This is a genomic window from Bacteroides cellulosilyticus, from assembly GCF_020091405.1.
Taxonomy (GTDB): domain Bacteria; phylum Bacteroidota; class Bacteroidia; order Bacteroidales; family Bacteroidaceae; genus Bacteroides.
In genome coordinates, this window is the sequence record NZ_CP081903.1 from 4,564,788 (window position 1) to 4,583,928 (window position 19,141).

20 protein-coding genes are annotated in these 19,141 nt (G+C 46.4%); 6 read left to right on the plus strand and 14 right to left on the minus strand.

Annotated elements, in window-relative coordinates:
* Positions 1–26 precede the first annotated feature (26 nt).
* The 9 genes from K6V21_RS17065 to K6V21_RS17105 form a co-directional block, all read right to left on the minus strand.
* Positions 27–320: a hypothetical protein gene (locus tag K6V21_RS17065; RefSeq protein ID WP_004310185.1), complete on the minus strand. Its 294-nt coding sequence runs from the start codon at positions 318–320 to the stop codon at positions 27–29.
* Positions 321–331: 11 nt separating this feature from the next.
* The gene (locus K6V21_RS17070) at positions 332–709 is read right to left on the minus strand and encodes a DUF4134 domain-containing protein (protein ID WP_004322059.1); all 378 of its coding nucleotides are present in this window, start codon (positions 707–709) and stop codon (positions 332–334) included.
* A 60-nt stretch (positions 710–769) separates the two neighbouring features.
* Complete coding sequence (locus tag K6V21_RS17075; RefSeq protein ID WP_004310187.1) at positions 770–1,093, minus strand: DUF4134 domain-containing protein; 324 nt, start codon at positions 1,091–1,093, stop codon at positions 770–772.
* 1 nt (position 1,094) lies between these two features.
* Entirely contained in the window at positions 1,095–1,547 is a 453-nt protein-coding gene (locus K6V21_RS17080) for a hypothetical protein (RefSeq protein WP_032497462.1), read from the minus strand.
* A gap of 235 nt (positions 1,548–1,782) precedes the next feature.
* A complete protein-coding gene (locus K6V21_RS17085; RefSeq protein ID WP_007901068.1) occupies positions 1,783–2,670 on the minus strand; it encodes a toprim domain-containing protein in 888 nt (295 codons plus the stop codon).
* A gap of 106 nt (positions 2,671–2,776) precedes the next feature.
* On the minus strand, positions 2,777–3,883 hold the full coding sequence (locus tag K6V21_RS17090; RefSeq protein WP_004310190.1) for an AAA family ATPase: 1,107 nt from the start codon (positions 3,881–3,883) through the stop codon (positions 2,777–2,779).
* On the minus strand, positions 3,861–4,259 hold the full coding sequence (locus K6V21_RS17095) for a helix-turn-helix domain-containing protein (RefSeq protein ID WP_004322056.1): 399 nt from the start codon (positions 4,257–4,259) through the stop codon (positions 3,861–3,863). The genes K6V21_RS17090 and K6V21_RS17095 overlap by 23 nt, the downstream gene beginning before the upstream one ends.
* 176 nt (positions 4,260–4,435) lie before the next feature.
* On the minus strand, positions 4,436–5,209 hold the full coding sequence (locus K6V21_RS17100; protein WP_004310192.1) for a hypothetical protein: 774 nt from the start codon (positions 5,207–5,209) through the stop codon (positions 4,436–4,438).
* Between the two features lie 133 nt (positions 5,210–5,342).
* Entirely contained in the window at positions 5,343–6,473 is a 1,131-nt protein-coding gene (locus tag K6V21_RS17105; RefSeq protein ID WP_004310193.1) for a site-specific integrase, read from the minus strand.
* A 285-nt stretch (positions 6,474–6,758) separates the two neighbouring features.
* On the opposite strand from K6V21_RS17105, the gene K6V21_RS17110 reads away from it, so the two are divergent.
* The 3 genes from K6V21_RS17110 (at position 6,759) to K6V21_RS17120 (ending at position 10,838) form a co-directional block, all read left to right on the plus strand.
* The gene (locus K6V21_RS17110; protein WP_224319328.1) at positions 6,759–6,980 is read left to right on the plus strand and encodes a hypothetical protein; all 222 of its coding nucleotides are present in this window, start codon (positions 6,759–6,761) and stop codon (positions 6,978–6,980) included.
* Positions 6,981–6,988: 8 nt separating this feature from the next.
* Positions 6,989–10,084, plus strand: coding sequence for a leucine-rich repeat protein (locus K6V21_RS17115; protein ID WP_224319329.1), 3,096 nt, complete (start codon positions 6,989–6,991; stop codon positions 10,082–10,084).
* Between the two features lie 238 nt (positions 10,085–10,322).
* Positions 10,323–10,838 carry a DNA-binding protein gene (locus K6V21_RS17120; RefSeq protein ID WP_224319330.1) on the plus strand — a complete coding sequence of 172 codons (516 nt, stop codon included), beginning with the start codon at positions 10,323–10,325 and terminating at the stop codon, positions 10,836–10,838.
* A 72-nt stretch (positions 10,839–10,910) separates the two neighbouring features.
* Here the strand turns inward: K6V21_RS17120 and K6V21_RS17125 are convergent, their stop codons facing one another.
* Together K6V21_RS17125 and K6V21_RS17130 are read right to left on the minus strand one after the other, a co-directional pair.
* Positions 10,911–11,789: an Rpn family recombination-promoting nuclease/putative transposase gene (locus tag K6V21_RS17125; protein ID WP_224319331.1), complete on the minus strand. Its 879-nt coding sequence runs from the start codon at positions 11,787–11,789 to the stop codon at positions 10,911–10,913.
* A 110-nt stretch (positions 11,790–11,899) separates the two neighbouring features.
* Complete coding sequence (locus K6V21_RS17130; RefSeq protein ID WP_224319332.1) at positions 11,900–13,105, minus strand: MFS transporter; 1,206 nt, start codon at positions 13,103–13,105, stop codon at positions 11,900–11,902.
* Positions 13,106–13,300: 195 nt separating this feature from the next.
* Here K6V21_RS17130 and K6V21_RS17135 point away from each other — a divergent pair, with 195 nt between their 5' ends.
* Positions 13,301–13,801 carry a hypothetical protein gene (locus tag K6V21_RS17135; RefSeq protein WP_224319333.1) on the plus strand — a complete coding sequence of 167 codons (501 nt, stop codon included), beginning with the start codon at positions 13,301–13,303 and terminating at the stop codon, positions 13,799–13,801.
* Positions 13,802–13,911: 110 nt separating this feature from the next.
* Here the strand turns inward: K6V21_RS17135 and K6V21_RS17140 are convergent, their stop codons facing one another.
* Both K6V21_RS17140 and K6V21_RS17145 read right to left on the minus strand, forming a co-directional pair.
* On the minus strand, positions 13,912–14,526 hold the full coding sequence (locus K6V21_RS17140; RefSeq protein WP_217715573.1) for a flavodoxin family protein: 615 nt from the start codon (positions 14,524–14,526) through the stop codon (positions 13,912–13,914).
* Positions 14,527–14,625: 99 nt separating this feature from the next.
* Complete coding sequence (locus tag K6V21_RS17145; protein ID WP_224319334.1) at positions 14,626–15,807, minus strand: iron-containing alcohol dehydrogenase; 1,182 nt, start codon at positions 15,805–15,807, stop codon at positions 14,626–14,628.
* A gap of 402 nt (positions 15,808–16,209) precedes the next feature.
* Here K6V21_RS17145 and K6V21_RS17150 point away from each other — a divergent pair, with 402 nt between their 5' ends.
* Together K6V21_RS17150 and K6V21_RS17155 are read left to right on the plus strand one after the other, a co-directional pair.
* On the plus strand, positions 16,210–17,112 hold the full coding sequence (locus tag K6V21_RS17150) for a helix-turn-helix domain-containing protein (RefSeq protein WP_217715571.1): 903 nt from the start codon (positions 16,210–16,212) through the stop codon (positions 17,110–17,112).
* A 2-nt stretch (positions 17,113–17,114) separates the two neighbouring features.
* Positions 17,115–18,011, plus strand: coding sequence for a helix-turn-helix domain-containing protein (locus K6V21_RS17155; RefSeq protein ID WP_224319335.1), 897 nt, complete (start codon positions 17,115–17,117; stop codon positions 18,009–18,011).
* Here the strand turns inward: K6V21_RS17155 and K6V21_RS17160 are convergent.
* Positions 18,008–19,138 carry a vWA domain-containing protein gene (locus K6V21_RS17160; RefSeq protein WP_224319336.1) on the minus strand — a complete coding sequence of 377 codons (1,131 nt, stop codon included), beginning with the start codon at positions 19,136–19,138 and terminating at the stop codon, positions 18,008–18,010. The two genes, K6V21_RS17155 and K6V21_RS17160, sit on opposite strands and share 4 nt — an antisense overlap.
* Between the last annotated feature and the right edge of the window lie 3 nt (positions 19,139–19,141).

Below are 19,141 nucleotides of genomic sequence, written 5' to 3' on the forward strand. Positions count from 1 at the left end.
CATTGCCGTGATGGTTTTTCTTATAGTCATACTTTGTGCGAATAGGCATACACATACACTCCACGTTTTACATTTTTGCTGTGCAGCCCTTTTCGCTGTTTGAGGATGATAAGCACGATTCCCGCAGATAAGACAGTTGCCAATACGACCAGTCCGGCCACAAAGCCCATAAGACAGTAGGCGGCGATAAAGCCCACAATGGCTCCACCAGCCACGCCTGCCGCCCAATAGATGTAGCGACCTTGTAATCCCATCAGCTCCAAAGGCCGTTGTAACCCCTTGAACAGCGGATAATCCGGATAACGTCCGTCATTAATCATTTCTTGACTGTTTATGCGTTAATTCCGAAGAACAGAGGTAATGCTTGGGCTGCCGCAATCAAGAAAAGGCACGCCCCAACTACCATCATAATCTTCTTCTTGACATCCTGTTCCTCGTTGTTCATGGCGATATACACCGAAATGGCTCCGATGATGGCCACGACACCAGCAATGGCATAGCAGAGTTTGACCATGACAGGAACGTATTTCACAATTTCCTCCGCTACGGTTGATAGAGCTGTCGTACCGGCCGAGTAATCGCCTGCCGTACTTTGAGCCATAGCAGGTATGCCTCCCAACAGGGCAATGATTAACATTCTTACTTTGGTGGAAACTTGCATGATAGTTTTCTTTGCCTTTCGGCACATTCTTTTAAATTTCTGAAACATATTTATTACATTTTTGTGGTACTCTTGTTTTTGAATTTATTTTACACTTCTATCAGCCACCTATATGCGGTAGCCGAAGAAAGCAGGGAACACGATTGAAGCTCCAATGATGAAGAGGCACGCACCGACAAGTGATACGATAGACTTCACCACGCCGTCCTCGCCTGTGTTCATTTTGATATAGATCTGGAGCGCGGCAACGACTACGAAAACCGAGGCGACAGCGTAGCAGATGTACAGCACGTACAGCATCATCGTCACCACGAAGTCGTGCATCGTTGCCAGTGCGTCTGCACCCCAACTGTAGTTTACGCTGCCACTTTTGGCGAATGCCGCATAAGGGACAAAGCACAATGCACATAATATTTTTTTTGCTTTCGACATTTTACAATCGGTCTTTGAGAGGTTTCCACACCAGTTCCGGACGGTTGCCCGTCTTTCCTTTGGCAAGCATCGCTTTGTACAGTTCGTCTGCCGTGTATGCGTCCGACAGGTAGGTCTCGGTTTCTTCCATCTGTTCCTCCGCTTGGGCTTTCAGGCGTTTTAGCTTCTCCGCCACGGCTATCTCGCCATTATTGTCTGCGGTTTCCGTCTCCTGTGGTGCAGGCGAAGCGGTAGGGGCAACATCTGTTTCATATTTCTCATTACCCACATTGAATCCCGTATCGCTCTCCGTCACGTACACACTCTGTTCATCTTCTGGCGCACCGAGGTCAAATACCTCTTCTTCCGGCTTGCCATTTCCTTTTTTTCCATAAAGGTCCTGCACGATGATAACTGCATAATAGACGAGATAGGCAACCGTCAGGACAATGGTGAAAATAAAATATGATTTCATATATTTTTGTATAATATGATTTTTATATTTGGTTGTGTGTGCAAAATAAGAATGGATAATTTGAAAGATAAAATTATTGATTATAAAACGTATCGTTTCAATATAATATTTTTTCAAAATCTAAAAATCATATTTCAAAATCATATTCAAATATGATTTTGGATAAGAAAACAGGAAAAGTCGGGATATAAAAAAAAGCCCTCCGTGATGAAGGAGGGCTTAGGGAGCGGTTTTTTCATTGTTTCTTCCCACGTAAGTAGTCGTTCAGGTCTTTGTAACCGGCATAACAGTTTGATTCGTTATAGACGCATCTGCCATACATCCCGGCTATGGTTTCCACTGTCTTTTGTCCGGCAAGGTCATTGTCAAGGTAACAGTGAATATACGTGTATTTTTGCAAATACGTCAATGTCCTTTTCAGATTACTGACCGAGTTCATAACAAGGTAGTCACAGGGGGCATTAATGCAAATGGCACTATCGTCCGTCTGTTTTAGGGTTAGATAGGACAGAAAGTCCATGAATCCTTCAAATAGGCAGACACGGCTCTGTGCCTCACCACGCGATTGGGGTATCAAGGAAATGTCCTTGTTCTTGATACATCCTTTGTAATAAGGGTTTCGTACCTCGTATCCACCGGATATATTGCCAAAGGCCAGTGCAAAGTAACGTCTCTGGCGCAGTTCGTAATGGACTTCCTTGCAGAACATTCGTCCGATATCCGAATCAATCATACGTGAATGGAGATATGAGAGCAGTGCGTGGTGTCGCAGCGGCACGATAATCAAATTCTTCATGTCGGCTTCCACTGGTCGAGAGGTTGCGGGCAACGCCCGGGTTCTCGGCAGCGACACACCATTGACATACCGTTTGATGTATGCTAATGCTTCACTCACACTTTTAGTTCCGCAAAGGTACTTACCCAGTTCCACAAGGTCGCCTCCGGTAGCCTCGCCAAAATCATACCATTCATTCAGCCGGTCATTGACTTTGAACGATGGCGTCACCTCTTTCCTGAGAGGCGAAAGATACCAATATTGCTCTGATTTCATATACTGCGCACGGTGGCCGAGCTGGGCCAAAAAGTCCACGATACGCACTCGTTTTGCTTCGTCTATGGTCATATTAAATTTCTTTTCACTTGTTTGTACAAAAGCGGTTTAGTTTAGTTTGCGCCCCTATATATATAAATACTAAATTAAACTGAATTATATAGGCCCGCGCCCGCTCTCATTCTTCATCGAAAAGCATGGTTTCTGCCTGTGTCATGTCATAATAAAAAAGTTTATCTCGTTTGATAACCAGTTTTAAGGTGTCAGTCAGATATTGCAGCAGTTTGACCATTACGTTTCTCCCACGCTTAAACCCGATTGCCTCGTAAGCAGTCATCATGGCTTGCAGCATATTTTCAAACCCACGGATGGGTTTGTCTCCAAATGCAGCGGAAAGGGCTTCACGGTGCTGTTCGATGCTTAGTTCCATAAAACCCGTCCGCTGTTTCGGTTTCTGATGTGGGGCATTCTCAAACAAATGCCCTTCTGCGAGAACCGGGAGCCCGCCCTCATTGACAGTGAAAGCAAAAGGTTTAAACTCTTTCTCACGGATGTGTAACGCATGAACTTCGCTGACGTTGGGACAATCGTTGTTTTTGCTGATGACCAGTACAGTCTCCGCCTTGTTGCTCATTTCCGTACCGATATGCCCGCGCACATTGTTATCTCCTTTATTCAAATGTAGCACACAGTGGATATGCAGGTCATACTTTGATGACCATTCCATCATCTTGTTAATGACTTCCACGGACTCACCGGTACTGTTTATGTCAAGCATCAGGTCACGGATACCGTCGATGATAACAAGTCCGTATCCTTTTCTTTGACGTAAGGCGTAGTCGATGACCCCAATGCGTATTGCCGGAGAGTATTCGCGCAAGCAAATAAAGTCGAGGTTTTCACTGTCGGTTGTAGTGGGCAGTCCGGCAAGCCGCAAGATGCGTTCCAGTACATTGTGACAATGGAAGCGGCTCTGCTCCGTGTCCACGTACAGAATCTTGCGTTTACCTTCCGGGAGGTGCGCCCGGTAGTTCAGCACTTGTTTCCCTGCCAGCGATGCAGCGACAATGGCCGAAACGTTAAATGTTTTTTTTGATTTCGCCTTGCCGGTTGATGCGCTGAAGTTGCCGAGCGTAGCAATGGTCGAGTTGTCTATCCAGATAATCTGTGGCGGCGTTTCATAGGTATCCGTCGCCCGAATCTGCGAGGCGGAGAGGATATCCGATAAGAAATCCTCCTCCGGCCTCATATCCACATTATATTCAGTTCTTCTTTCGTTTTCCATGGCGTCTTTGATTAAAGAAAGGTTGTGTGGCAGCGGCCTCGTTTGCCATACGTGCTGCTTCATCTACGGTTGGTTCATAATTCTGCAAAAGCCATTCGTCCAGATCTTCTTTGGCGAAATATATCATTTTGCCACGTGGCTTGTAGTGCGGAATCTCCTTGCCTGATGTTAGCTTGTACAGCATACTCTCGGATATTCCGATATACATACAAGCCTCTTGGAAGGTAAACACCTGTTTGGTGGTATATATATTTTTTTCCAGCAATGCGATGCGTTCCAACAGACTTTCTATCGGATCTAATTTCTTTAGGATGGCTTCGACGCTTGTAAGCCGTTCACTCAGCCGTTCCATGAATGTCAATCTATTATTTTGCATAAATGAGTTATTATAAATTTAGACAATGAAGTATATCCTCCGTTATGTAGCGCGCTAACGGAGGTCAAAGATAGGGCAACCCAAAAGGTCAGCGTGAGTTTGTACCGTGATAGTAACCACGTATCACGGCAACTGTCACGCTTTTACCTTTCACATACTTCGCTTATTGGCACTTCTTACCACTCTCTCAGTTCATCAATGGCTCGTCTGATACCGTAACCTGTTGATGTCATGTTGTTACGCAAGGCAGACAGAGCGGATGAAAGGCTTGAAGCTGAAACGAATCCTTTTCCATCCTTGGTTTGCAAGAACCGCCCACTACTGAGAACGGACTGCCATTTGGCTTGGATAAACGAGTGCTCAAGGAGTGTATCAAACAGGATGGCCACATGGCGGATATTGTTTACACGAATACAGAATCCTTCTTTACAGGAAAGCAGGGCTTCCATATCTTCAACGTGTAGGGTAGAAACGCAAAACAGATGATAAGCATTGGCACAAGCTGTAATACCTATCATCTGTTTACGAGTGAGATTGCATCCAAAAGAAAGAGGATAAATTCTTGTCGGTCCATCTTTGCAGCACGTGACGGACTGTGATGGTGGCACAAACGTATCATACGTTCGTTTCAGTTCCATACACTTCTCGAACGAGAAGTCTGCTTCGGTAAAAAATGCTCGGATAAGATGGGAGCAATCGTTTAATAGCCCCTTGACGATATGAATGTTCATTTCATGGCAGTTCCGGCAGACCGCATGGTCACAGTCGATATACCGGTGGCTGTTTACGAAATCCTCCACGTAACGGTAGTACTGCTTATTGCCCGTCACGACATCACGGAGATACATTGTTTTTGCTTCAACGAGCAATGCGAATAATTCTTTCGCTACATCCTGTTCTGCAACAAAATGGTGCAGATGTTTTTTCCCTCCAAAAAGAGAGAGAGCCATTGTTAGGTCTTTTCATGATGAAATATTTTAAATTGGATTTATATGATATATTATAAGAGTGTTGCTCCCGAAAGAGAATCCTGTCGGAACAACACCCTTATAAGTGATTACATATCTGATGTTCATTGCATTGTCAATCGAATAAACCGTTGGTCAGATTTACTGCATCGTCTTTTTTCTTATTGACGATTTTGGCATACACTTGGGTCATCTTTACAGATGTATGACCGAGTAATTTAGATACAGTGTACAAATCGGCCCCCAATGTCAGCATCATTGTGGCGAACGTGTGGCGGGCGGTATGAAAGGTGAATCGCTTGGAAATTCCGGCGGCTTTGGCCCATGGTTTGATAAGCTGGTTGATACCAGAAGGCAAATCGAACACATGGTCGTCTGCTGTCTTGTCCCCACGTTCCGGCATCCACTTCAACGCTTCATTGGAGAGCGGAAGGTAAATCGGTTCTTTCGTCTTCTGCATGGCTACTGCCAAGCGGTATTGGCCGTTGTCAATAAACACATCTTTCCATTGCAATCCGATAATGTCACTGATACGTAGTCCACAGAAGCAGGAGAACAGGTAGGCACTTTTTACCCCTTCGTTCTGCATTGGTGTAGCGATTAATGATCTCACTTCTTCAATAGTCATATACGAACGCACACTTTCCGGCATCTTGGGCTTCTCCGATTTTTCCATTTCGTTGAATGGATTCTTTAAGATCCGTTTCGCACGGACAGCGGCATTTAACGCACCGTTGAAAATCTGGTAATAGGTATTACGCGTAGAAGCCGAGATGGGTTTTCCTTTGGGACGGTAGTTTGTCAGCATATAGTCGATATAGCCGTGGCAAAAAGTGAGGTCAATCTGATTTAATGTGAATCTTTCTCCTGCATACTCTTTCAAGATATCGGTAACAGATTTTATCTGGCCTATGTTTTTCTTACCACGTTTCTTCTGTTCCTCTTTATAGAGTTGCATCCAGTCCAGCAGATAAACCTTATCCTTGTGATTCATGATACCGGCTTCACCACTTGTCAACTCTATGATACGCTTCGATTTGATTGCATTTGCGGCAGCCATTGTCGTTTCGTTCTGTTGGCGGGCATTACGATCCGTTTCCGGAATAAGATACATTTTCAGATACTCGTATGTCCGCTTACCATTTCGGTATATATCCAGATACAAACTCTTGCTGCCATTGGCCAACTCCTTCGTCCGAAGACGAATCGGCTCCTTTACTTTTATTGGCTTTCTGGTCCTTGGCATATTTGTGTCCTTTTATTCGTTATTTCCTATCACAAAGGTACAAATAAAAAACGAAATCAAGAAACAAACAAGAAACAAAAATGCACCTAAAAAAAGCAAAGCAACAGAAAACGTAGAAAACAACTGAAAATAAAAACTCGTATATAAATTATTGATATATAGATGATTTATCTATATTTATTTGGAACTTGTTTTCATTTTATATATGTCTTTATGATTATTGGTAAGTAACTTCCCATCATGCGGCATGCATCCCCAATTATAAACATATAAATTTACAGAATTATGAAACACAAGGAAAACTACGTATCACCGCAGATTGAAGTGATACCTATGGAGACAGAAGGTGTGATAGCCGGCAGCGGCGATTTGCCCGGTGTGGGCGATGGAGGCGGTGGCTACCGCACTGCAGGAACTTACCGTAGCGGTTCTACTCGCGGCTATAACGGCGTCGCCGTTAGCGATCTTGAAGACATGATAAACGACATCCTTACCATAGAACAATAATGAAAACGATGAAACAGATTTATGTAGCCCTGACGCTTGCACTGGCTGTTGTCGCCTCAGGCTGCAGCACCGACGACTTGTCGGACACAGTCCGCACTCTCCCCGACAAACCAGCCGAAAAGATGACTATACACGCCACCACCGGACAACAGTCCGGCACCCGCGTAGCGTATGAAGACGGTGCGGCGGGCATGAACGGCAAACTAACCTGGCAGAAGGGCGACCGCCTGACCGTGGTGCGGATGAACGGCAGCGACTACGTGGCTTATGCCGACGACTATGAATATGGAGGTACGGAAGGAGCCACTTCCGGTCCTTTCACGGGAACAGCAATTACCGATGCCGGTAACAGCTGGACGATTTACTACCCCCATACCGTAGCGGTGAGCACCTATTACGACACCGTCACCCTCCCCATGACTGGACAGACGCAGACGGCGGACGGCAACACCGACCACCTCAGGAACTATCTGCTGCTGTCGTCCACGGGTATCAAGGATCTTGATGCCGGTTTCGACCTGGAGATGCAGAACAGCATCATGAAGTTCGAGTTCAGCAATGTGCCTGCCGAAGTGGGCGAACTCACACGCCTGGTGTGGGCGGCTGAGACGGAGACGGACTCCCACATCCGTTACACCCACTACCTCATGCTGAACTTTGCTCCGGGAGCGGTGACCTTCGATGCCGACAAGCACACGCTGACTGCTTACCTCGCCTTTATGCCCGAAGAAATGAAGGTGAAAACAGGAGGAAAGTTCACCGTGATGCTGATGGGAGACAAGACTTACCTGGCAGAAACAACAATAGACGGAGGAAAGACTTATGCTGCGGGAATGAGGTATACGGCAGTGGTAGACGGAACCTCGATGAAATGGGAAGAGAAAGCGGTGATGATATTCACCGTCCGCCCCGACAACAGCAACCACCAATTTAATATTCCATTTCCTGAAAGCGGCACTACTCCTGCTGAACTTACCGTAGACTGGGGAGACGGCACTACTCCTACGACGGTGGCATCGGGTACTGCTCTTTCTTCAAAAGATGCCTTTTGTCATAGCTACTCGTCAAGATACGTAAACTATAATATTATCATCACATCCGGTCAGACGGACAAGACGTTGCAACAGACACCACCTTTTGGCTATGATAGAAGAGGTTCTCGTGGGAACCTGATCAGCATCGACACCCCGTTGCTGAACACGGCGGAGACAGACTTCGGGAGTTGTTTTAGGAGTTACGCACTGCGAAGCATTCCTGAAGACTTGTTCGCTAATAACCCGCAGGCAACGAACTTCAGCTACTGTTTCTGCTCCTGCATTTCACTGCGAAGCATTCCTGAAGGCTTGTTCGCTCATAACCCACAGGCAACGAACTTCAGCTACTGCTTCTCCGAGACTCGCCTGCAAAGCATTCCTGAAGACTTGTTCGCCAATAACCCGCAGGCAACGGACTTCAGCTACTGTTTCTCCTCCTGCACTTCACTGCAAAGCGTTCCTGAAGGCTTGTTCGCTAATAACCCGCAGGCAACGAACTTTAGAGACTGCTTCTCCGGCACTTCACTGCAAAGCGTTCCTGAAGGCTTGTTTGCCAATAATCCGCAGGCAACGGACTTTTGGGGCTGCTTTTCCGGGACTTCACTGCAAAGCGTTCCTGAAGGCTTGTTTGCTCATAACCCGCAGGCAACGGACTTTTACCACTGTTTCTCCTTATGCACTTCACTGCAAAGCGTTCCTGAAGGCTTGTTCGCCCATAATCCGCAGGCAACGAACTTCAGCTACTGCTTCTACCAGACTCCCCTGCAAAGCGTTCCTGAAGGCTTGTTCGCCCATAATCCGCAGGCAACGAACTTCAGCTTCTGCTTCTATAAGACTCTCCTGCAAAGCGTTCCTGAAGGTTTGTTCGCCCATAATCCGCAGGCAACGAGCTTCAGCTACTGTTTCAACCTGACTCCCCTGCAAAGCGTTCCTGAAGGCTTGTTCGCCCATAACCCACAGGTAACGGACTTTTATCACTGCTTCTCCGGCACTTCACTGCAAAGCGTTCCTGAAGGTCTGTTCGCCAATAATCCGCAGGCAACGGACTTCAGCGGCTGCTTCAACAAGACTCCCCTGCAAAGCGTTCCTGGAGGCTTGTTCGCCCATAATCCGCAGGCAACGAACTTTTGGTGCTGCTTCAGGGACTGCACTTCACTGCAAAGCGTTCCTGAAGGCTTGTTCACTAATAACACACAGGTAACGAACTTTAAGGAGTGTTTCAGGGACTGCACTTCACTGGAAAGCGTTCCGACAGGCTTGTTCGCTAATAGCCCACAAGTAAAGGATTTCACCTGCTGCTTCGAGGGCTGCACTGCACTGCAAAGTCTTCCGTCAGGATTGTTCGCCAGTACGGTGGCAACGGACTTCAATTGTTTCTATAGGTGCACCTCACTGCGTAGTATTCCGGCTGATTTGCTTGCTAAGCTCCCGGCGGTAACGAATCTCTCCGGCTGCTTCTCCGGCTGTACTGCACTGCGCTCCATTCCGGCAGGATTATTCGACAAAAATACACGGATAACGAGCTTCCGGAGATGCTTCGCCGACTGTACTGCACTGAATAGTATTCCGAATAAACTGTTCGATAATAACACGAGTGTAACGGACTTCACCGGCTGCTTCGAGGGCAGCTCTATGGCTGTCATCCCGAAGGGGGTGTTCGACAATAACAAGTGGGTGGAGTCTTTCGAAAACTGTTTCAAGGACTGCCTTCCACTACGAGCCGTTCCGACTGGACTGTTCGATAAGAATACACGGGCAACGAACTTCCGGAGATGCTTTTCCGGCTGTCTGTATCTTGGGATGAATGAAGCAATATTCAGTGCTACCAAAGACTACAAACAACGCTTCCCCAATACCAATAAAAAGATGGATTTCAGAGAATGCTTCAAGGGTGCAGGAAGCGCTTATGTTCTACCGGATATGATGGCCTTCACTGGCTCTGCTCCAGATTTATGGAACTATGATTTTGGCCGTGCGGGATATAGTTCTACTGATTGTTTTGCCAATGTCAGTTTTTATCTCAACAATTATTCTATCATCCCCTCCGCATGGGGAGGTGTTAAAGAATAATTACCTCTTTTATTCGTGCAGGTATTTCCTGTTGCTTCCCCTTGAAACTGCGTGCGCACGGAGCAAAAAATGCGTGCGCACGCAGTTGAAAATGGAAGCGCACGCATTTTCAACGCGAAGCGCACGCAGTTTTTGCTCCGTGTTCAGATCTGAAAAACCGCGCCACAGGGCCTTCCGGAGCCACCCCGGAAAATCCCTTTCCCAGACCGACGCATCATTTAATAAAAACTATAACGATATGCCAAAATTTAGATTTGTAAGAAAAAAGAACCTTCAGAAGAAGGACGACCCGGGCAAGTGGTACGCTTCGCCCACAGTAACGAACCGCCTGAACACCGGCACCGTCTGCCGCGTGGTGACCCGCAACACCACCACTGCGCCCACGGAGCTGGAATCGGGCTTCAACCTGGTGTGCGATGGCATCCCCTTGCAATTGCAGTTGGGCAACAGCGTGCAACTGGGCAAGCTGGGAACCCTGCGCCTCAGCTTCGGCAGCGTGGGCGTGGAGGATGTGGACCAGTTTAATGCCGCCACCATGATAAAGAACGTCAAGGTAATCTTCACCCCCTCCAAAGAACTGATGTCCGCCATCAAGGACGGACTCTCGTTCGAGAATGTAGGTGTGGTGGACAATGGTTTCACTTATGCCAGTACCCGCGCTTATAAAGAAGCGAAAGGGCAGGGCGGCGGAAGCGGCTCCGGTTCCGGTGGCTCCGGTGGTGAAGGTGGTCTTGAAGAAAATCCGTTGGGATAGAGGCCGATGGCCTTATAAAATCAAAAAAGAGAGGCGTCCGGCGGTTGGTGGCAACGGCGGACGCCTCTCTCTTTATAGGTTGGCAATCTCTTCGGTGGTTAAGCCGGTAATATCGGCAATCGTCGCGTAATCCAATCCTTTATCTTTCATCTTCCGGGCATTGGAGAGGCGCTCTTGCTCTCTTCCTTCTTCTCTTCCTTCCAACCTTCCTTCCAATTTAGCCGAGTCTATCACATCATTCTGGATCATTACCGAGTCCAGATGCCTGTCATAAGCCAGACGTTCTTGTGGAGTCATGGAGTAATATTTCAGTTTCTCACGTGCTTCTTCCAAACCGGGAGCCTTGGTGTCCGGTCGTATTATTCCACTTTTCAGATAGCTCATCCATTCTTCCAGAGGCGTAACGGCCACCTGATTGAATTCATTGACACGGATAAGGACATATTCCGGGAAAATTTCAGCGGGCATACGTGTCACAATGGCATTTTTTTCCTTGACGTTGATTTGCAGCTTGTCTCCTGTATGTACGCCGATGAAATTATTTTGTCCGTAATACAGATAGTCGCTTCCGATGCCGATATCGAAATACAGGATGCTGATGGAATATATCTTCTTCACATGATAGTAGGCATCGCCCAGCGAAATGTGTTCGGTGATGGCTTTTGCCACTCCGTAAAGGATGCGTTCCAAATAATAGAGTTCGCGCGTGTTTTGTATTTCGATGATGATGATTTCATCCTTACTGTTGCGTGCCTTAATATCTACACGATTAAATTTATCATCGGCGGTCTGCTGGTTACTTTCACTTTCGAGTATCTCAAGGATAGTGACTTTTTCCTTCAGGAATACAGTCAGGAAGCCTTCAAGCACGCCAAAGTTTGCTTTTTGACGCAAAAGGCGCTTGATGGCCCAATCAAATCGTATGTATCTGTCTTCCAATTTACTTTCCATAATCGTCCTCCTTTTTTTTTAGAACAAAGCAAAGGTATGGCTTTTACTTTAAAAAGCAATGCGACCGGAAGACATTTTCTTTTCCGTCATTGTTTTTTACATCATCTCTGTCATTGTGTTGCGACTTTCAGTCCCATCGTTTTCGAAGATTGCACCGTGCGAATTCTCAGAACAACGAATACTATGCTGACCGCAAGAAACAGCAAAGAACCGATTACGGAATAGCGTGTATCAAGGAAAGTGATAAATGCTCCGCAGGCTGCCGCACCTACCGTTGTGCCCAGATTGGCAGATAATAGGAACAAGCCGTTAGCGAAATCCGGAGCTTCGGGAGCGGCTTCGGTTATCATATACTGCATGGTGTTCTGCCCGTATCCTGCCAGAATGCCCAGAATCAGAATAATAACAGTCATGGCCGCAAGCCATTCCCCTAAAATGAATATACATATATAAAAGGTGAATAGTGCGAACGGAATGAATATCATGCTGCGTATCGGGTTGGTGGCTAACTGTTTTCCTGCAATGACGTTTCCGGTAATATTGGCAAGCCCGTATATCATCAGCAAGATGCTGATGACACTATAAGAAACTTCCGTAACCGTTCTCAGATAATCAGACATATAACTGAAGAATCCGAATAAAGCACCGTTTATCAGGGTGACAGCCATAATGGAATACCAGATAATCTTCTTTTTCAGCACATTGAGTTGCGCACCGTAAGATAGCTTTTCTTTAACGGGCATGGAGGGTACGAAAAGGAGGGTAGCCATAAATACCAGCGCATTCACCACCGTGAAAAACATCATACCCATCGTAAACGACACCTCACTCGCTATGTAGCTGGTCACCGGTACACCCAATACCATGCCGGCGGATACTCCGATGAAGACTTTGGCTACGGCCTTCGGAGCTTTCTCTTTGCTGACAGATGCGGCCGCTACCGTGAAAGCCATCGATACATATACAGGATGAAGGAAAGCCGGAAGGGCACGGGCTATCAGTAGTAGGGTAAAGTTGGAGGTAAGCATCGAAATGATGTTGCTCAGTGTGAAGACTCCCAGTGCCAGTAGCATGACTTTCTTCCGGTTTATGCCCGAGAAAAGTAGCGGCGTAATGGGCGCTGATATAGCCACTACCAATGCGAATATACTGACCGTCCATCCTGCTTCGGGAACGGTTACGTGGAAATGCTCGGCTATCAGGGGGAGGATTCCGATGACTCCCATTTCGGTGTTGATGATTCCGAAGACTCCTGCGGTGAGGATGAATACGAGCAAAGCGCCCGAACCGGGTTTCAATTTACTTATTTGTTCCATAACTCTGTTTGTTCTTTAATAACTACATTGCAAAGGTCGGAAGAAGGGAGCGAAACCTTGGTAGACAGATTACGGGGATGATAACCCGAATTACAGGTTATAGGAAAAGGGAATGGCGATAAATCGGGGCGGTGAATTTTGGAAAGTCGGTTATATTTGTATCTTTACGGCGTTTTATAAAGTAGATATTAGGCCATGAAGACATTAAGTAGTAATAATCTGAAGTTATTAAAAGTCATACATCTGCTGTGTGCTTTTATGTGGATAGGTGGTGCTTTCAGCATGTTGTTACTCCTATCAGGTATTCATCCGGCGGAAAGCCATGAAATGTATATGCGTTCCCTGTCGCTGAAAATGATAGACGACTGGCTGATTATTGTCGGGGCAAATGGTTGCATCATTACAGGATTGATATACGGTATTTGGACGAAATGGGGATTCTTTAAGCATCGGTGGATTACTGTGAAATGGGTGTTGACCCTGTTTATGGTGTTATCGGGAACATTTGCGATGGGGCCTTGTGTGAATGGCAATGTATATTCGCCCGACGAGATTGCCCTTTATACTTCGGATAACGAAGTGTTCTGGAATAATATATCGCAAACGATTGTCTGGGGAATTCTTCAGACTGTACTCTTAATCGCAACCGTGGTGATTTCTGTTTATAAACCTTGGAAAGGGAAGCTGAAAAAGTAGTGGGATTCTAAAAATGAAATGACGGTGTGTCGAATCTTCATCCGTCATTTCATAAGGGTTGGTAAGGAATAATCCGATGTGAGATGTTAATGATTCTATTATGATTTCAATTAACGGATAAAGTTTGTCCGTACCAAAGGTTCTGCTTCCGGGTGCTTCTGCCCGTCAGCCGCATTTTTCAATAACCAGGCCATATTTCTGCCTAACATTCGCATAGTCTGTAATCCTTCCGCATCTTGCAGGACATCGCCCGGCATCATTCCATGAATAATATTCCAATATTGGGAAGAAACAACAGGCATATGGTTTATTGTGAAATACTTATTCAATCTGTCAAGAGTAGCACTGGCTCCACCTCTCCGGCAAACAGCTATTGCCGTAGCCGGTTTGTACTCCATCAACTCCGAGCTTGAATAGAAAAGACGGTCTAACAGGGCGCACAGCGAACCATTGGGACCGGCGTAATAGGTCGGTGAGCCTACTACCAGTCCGTCAATACCTTCTTCCAGTTTCTGGCGGATGTTGTTGTACAATTCGTCTTTAAAGATACACCGTCCCAATTCAGTGCAGCGGTTGCAGGCTATGCAACCTTGTACGGCTTTTGTTCCGATAGAAATGATTTCTGTTTCTACTCCGTTTTCATTCAGCGCCTTTGCTACCTCCGATAAAGCCAAATGTGTATTTCCGTTTTTCCGGGGACTTCCATTTATCAGTAATACTTTCATCTTTTTTTCTTCTTGATATTAATTATATTCGTCAGACTTTGAAGCGTATATTTATATTAAAAACATTGGCATGACTTATAAGGTTCGCCCATCCATCCATCAACGATAGGATTTATCGAAGATTCCCGCGCAATCTTCATCCGTCATTTCGCAAGGATTGGCAAGGAATAATCCTCCCTGCATGGAGCGGGCGCCTCGGGCAAGCGTCATAGATTCTTCTTTCTTGAATCCGTAATCGCTCATCTTCAAATCGGCCACACCGCAATCCTCCTGCAATTTGACAAGTGCCGTGATGAAATCTTCCGGCTTGTCGGCATTTTCAATGCCCATTGCTTTTGCCATTTTGATGAACTGTTCGTCGCAGGCATGACGCTCGATGAAGAACTCATAGAAAGCACGGGAAATCATAATCAGTCCTGCGCCGTGAGGAAGATTATGATGGTAGGCACTCATGGAGTGTTCCATGGAATGTTCGGCCGTGGTGCTTGTCAGTTGCATGGTGATGCCTGCCATTGTGCTGCCATAAGCGACGCGTTCTCTTGCTTCCATATCATTTCCGTCTCTGACTGCACGTGGCAGGTATTTCGTGATATTTTCGATGGCGGACAATGCAATTGCTTCGCTCAGAATATTTACACCGTTGCTTATCATTACCTCTGTGTTGTGGAACAAAGCATCGAATCCCTGGTATGCCGTGTATTTGGCGGGAACGGTTCGCATCAGTTCCGGGTCTACGATGGCAAGAACGGGAGTCAGTTCCGGTGCGCCGAAACCGATTTTCTCATTCGTGTCGGGATTGGAGATAACGCCCCAACAGTTGATTTCGGAGCCTGTTCCTGAAGTTGTGGCAATGGTAACTATGGGCAAGCCCGGATTTTTCAGTGGCATTGCTTTGCCGGTGCCGCCAAAAACATAATCCCATAAGTCGCCCGGGTTCGTTGCCATTGCCGCTATGGCGACTGATGCATCGAGTACGGCACCTCCTCCGAGAGCCAGAATAAAATCGCAGGCATTTTCTTTGGCAAAAGCGGCTCCTTCCATGACGACGCTTCGGTACGGGTTTTCCATAATCTTATCGAAGATGGCATACTCGATGCCGGCCTTTTCCAATTGTTCAATCGTGCGGTCGAGCGAACCGTTGACCTTGGTCGACTTACCATTTGAAATCAAAAGTAGGGCTTTCTTGCCGGGCATTGTCTGCTTGTGCAGATTGTTCAGTTCGCCTGCGCCGAATAGGATGCGGGTAGGGTTGTAAAAAGAAAAATTCATTCTTGTATTCATACGTCTTTCAGTTATTTAATTTTGTAATCGTTTTAATGGTTCTCCATAGGGAACTATCGAATGCTGCAAAATTAGCTGTCTTCATGTTATTGCAGGATACCCGGATTACAGATTGAATAACCCTTTTTACTGTTTCTGCGCATTCTTGTATTCACCACAGAGGACACAGAGGTTATAATAAAGAATTATTTCACCACAGAGGACACAGAGTAGCACAGAGTTTATTATAATCTCTGAATTAGAAGTCTAAAAACTCTGTGCTACTCTGTGTCCTCTGTGGTGAAAAGTATGTAATGAATGAAAGTTATACCCCAATTACAGATAGTATAACCCTTATTACAGACACCTTATTATTCTGAAAAAATAATTCATATCTTTGCTGCTGTTCAAATACTTAGGATTATGGAAAAGGTTATAAATTTGGATAATGTGGACCAGTACAATCATTTGTACGGACTTGAAACATTGCACCCTTTGGTAAGTGTTGTCGACCTTACGAAAGCGACGAAAGCGGTCAATCAAATACAAATGCATTATGGTGTTTACGCACTTTTTCTGAAGTTGGCAAAGACTTGTGATATTAAGTACGGCCGTCAGTCTTATGACTATCAGGAAGGTACTATTGTCTGTTTTGCACCCGGACAGACGATTAGTGTGAGTACGGTTGGTGACCAAATCAGCCAGCCCGTTTACGGTCTCGTCTTTCATCCCGATTTGATTCACGGGACTGCACTTGGGAAAACGATAAAGAACTATACCTTCTTCTCTTATGCAGTGCATGAGGCTTTACACCTGTCCGATCAGGAAAAAGAAACCGTGATGGACTGCCTGAAGAAAATCAGCATCGAACTGGAACATCCCATAGACAAGCATAGCAAGTCATTGATTGCAATGAACATAGAACTCTTGCTCAACTATTGCATGCGTTTCTATGAGCGCCAGTTCATCACCCGCAGCAATGCGAATAAAGATGCTTTGACGAAGTTCGAACAACTGTTGGATGAATATTTCCAGAGCGGTCTTCCGATGCAGGAGGGGTTGCCGTCAGTGAAATATTTCGCAGACAGGATTTATCTTTCTCCCAATTACTTTGGTGATATGATTAAGAAGGAAACCGGGAAAACACCCCAGGAACATATACAGACAAAGGTCATCGAACTGGCCAAAGAGCACATCCTCGGAGCGGAAGAAACCATCAGCGAGATTGCTTACAGGCTGGGATTTCAGTATCCGCAGCACCTGAACCGCCTGTTTAAGAAGCGCGTAGGCTGCACCCCGAACGAATACCGACTGCAAAATTCATAGCTTTGAAAAAGGATATATTGAACATAGAGACCGTACATCAGTGTAATTGTTGCCTGGGCAACAAGACACTGCATCCGCTGGTGAGTGCTATTGACTTATCCAAAGCCAACGTGATGCAACGTACCATCAAGTTCGACTTTTACACCCTGTTATTGCTGGAAAGTGAATGTTGCGACTATATCTATGGACGTAAATACTACGACTATTCCAATGCCACCATGTTGTTTCTGGCTCCGGGAGCATCTATCGATATGAATGCCGGGAAGGTTCTTCCCCAAAAAGGTTGGCTGCTGGCATTCCATCCGGACTTTCTGTGTAATACCTCTCTGGAGCAGCACGTCAGGCATTGTCCGTTCTTCTCTTATAGTCCCAATGAAGCGTTGCATCTGTCGTTGCGTGAGAAAACGAAAGTTGTGGAGTGTTTCTGCAATATAGAGCAGGAACTAAAGCATGCGATAGACTGCCATAGCAAGGTGTTAATCTCAAGATATATAGAATTGTTGCTGGATTATTGTTCCCGCTTCTACGAACGCCAGTTCATTACGCGGAATGAGGCGAATAAGACAATATTGTGTAAAATGGATACGCTGTTGGATGAATATATCCGCTCCGGGCAGTTGAAGACCAAGATATTGCCGACCGTAAAGTATTGTGCAAATCTACTTCACTTGTCGCCACGCTATTTCATGGACCTGTTGAAGTTTGAAACGGGGAAGAACCTGGATGAATATTTCCAGTTGAAAAGGATAGAGATAGCCAAGAAAATGTTGTCTGCCAATGAGAATACCGTTAGTTCGGTTGCCGAAATATTGGGCTTTTCAAGCGTGCAATATTTCAGCAACCTGTTCAGAAAACTGGTAGGAGTAGCCCCTAATGAATACAGGCTTTCACAGAACTAAGTACTTTTGATGTTCTGCGATATCCACATCCCTATATCTTGTTTGCTAAGTGCTGCCGCCATGAGGTCGGGAAATTTATCGGGTGTACAGGCGAAAGTCGGTACACCGATATTTGCCAGAAACTCCGCATGGTCCTTGTCGTAAGAGGGGGCGCCGTCGTCATTCAGTGCAGGCAGCACGATGAGTTGCACACCACTGTTCACTAAAGATACGAACTTCTTGCGCATTTCCCGGGCATCGCCACCTTCATACAAGTCGGTAACCAGCACGAGTACCGTATCCTGCGGACGGGTAATCACTCCCTGGCAATAGGTCAGGGCACGGGCGATGTCCGTACCTCCACCCAACTGCACGCCAAAAAGCAGATCTACCGGGTCTTGTAAATCGTCGGTCAGGTCTACAACCGCCGTATCAAATACTACCATCCGTGTGCTTACTGCCGGAATGGAAGCCAGCACCGAGCCGAATATTCCGGAATAAATCACCGATGTGCCCATTGAACCGCTCTGGTCCAAGCAGAGGATGATGTCTTTCATCGCTTTTCGCTTCCTGCCGTAACCGATGCGCACTTCCGGGATAATCGTCTTATATTCCGGCTGATAATTTTTCAGGTTCTTGGTGATGGTGGTTTTCCAGTCTATTTCGTTATAACGCGGATTTCTCCGGCGGGCGGAACGGTTGAGTGCTCCCGTCACAGCCTGTTGGGTAGGGGCGGAGAGTTTGCGCAACAGTTCATCCACCACTTTGCGGACTACTTGCCGTGCCATTTCCTTATTCTTTTCCGGAATTACGCGGCTGAGTGACATCAGTGTAGCTACCAGATGCACATCCGGCACTACGGTTTCCAGCATTTCTTTTTCCGTCAGCAGTGAGGTAATGTTCAGCCGTTTGATGGCATCGCGTTGGATAACTTGTACCACCGTCTGCGGGAAAAACTCGCGGATGTCTCCCAGCCAACGGCTTACTTTCGGGGCGGACGAGCCGAGTCCGCCGCGCCGGTCACTGTTGTATACGGCTTCCAGAGACTGGTCGATGCGTTGCTCTTCCTGCGTCAGCGTGATGCCTGTACCGTCGGCCTCGTTTCCACCCAATATCAGGCGCCATCTTTTCAGATATTCTTCTTCCATAGT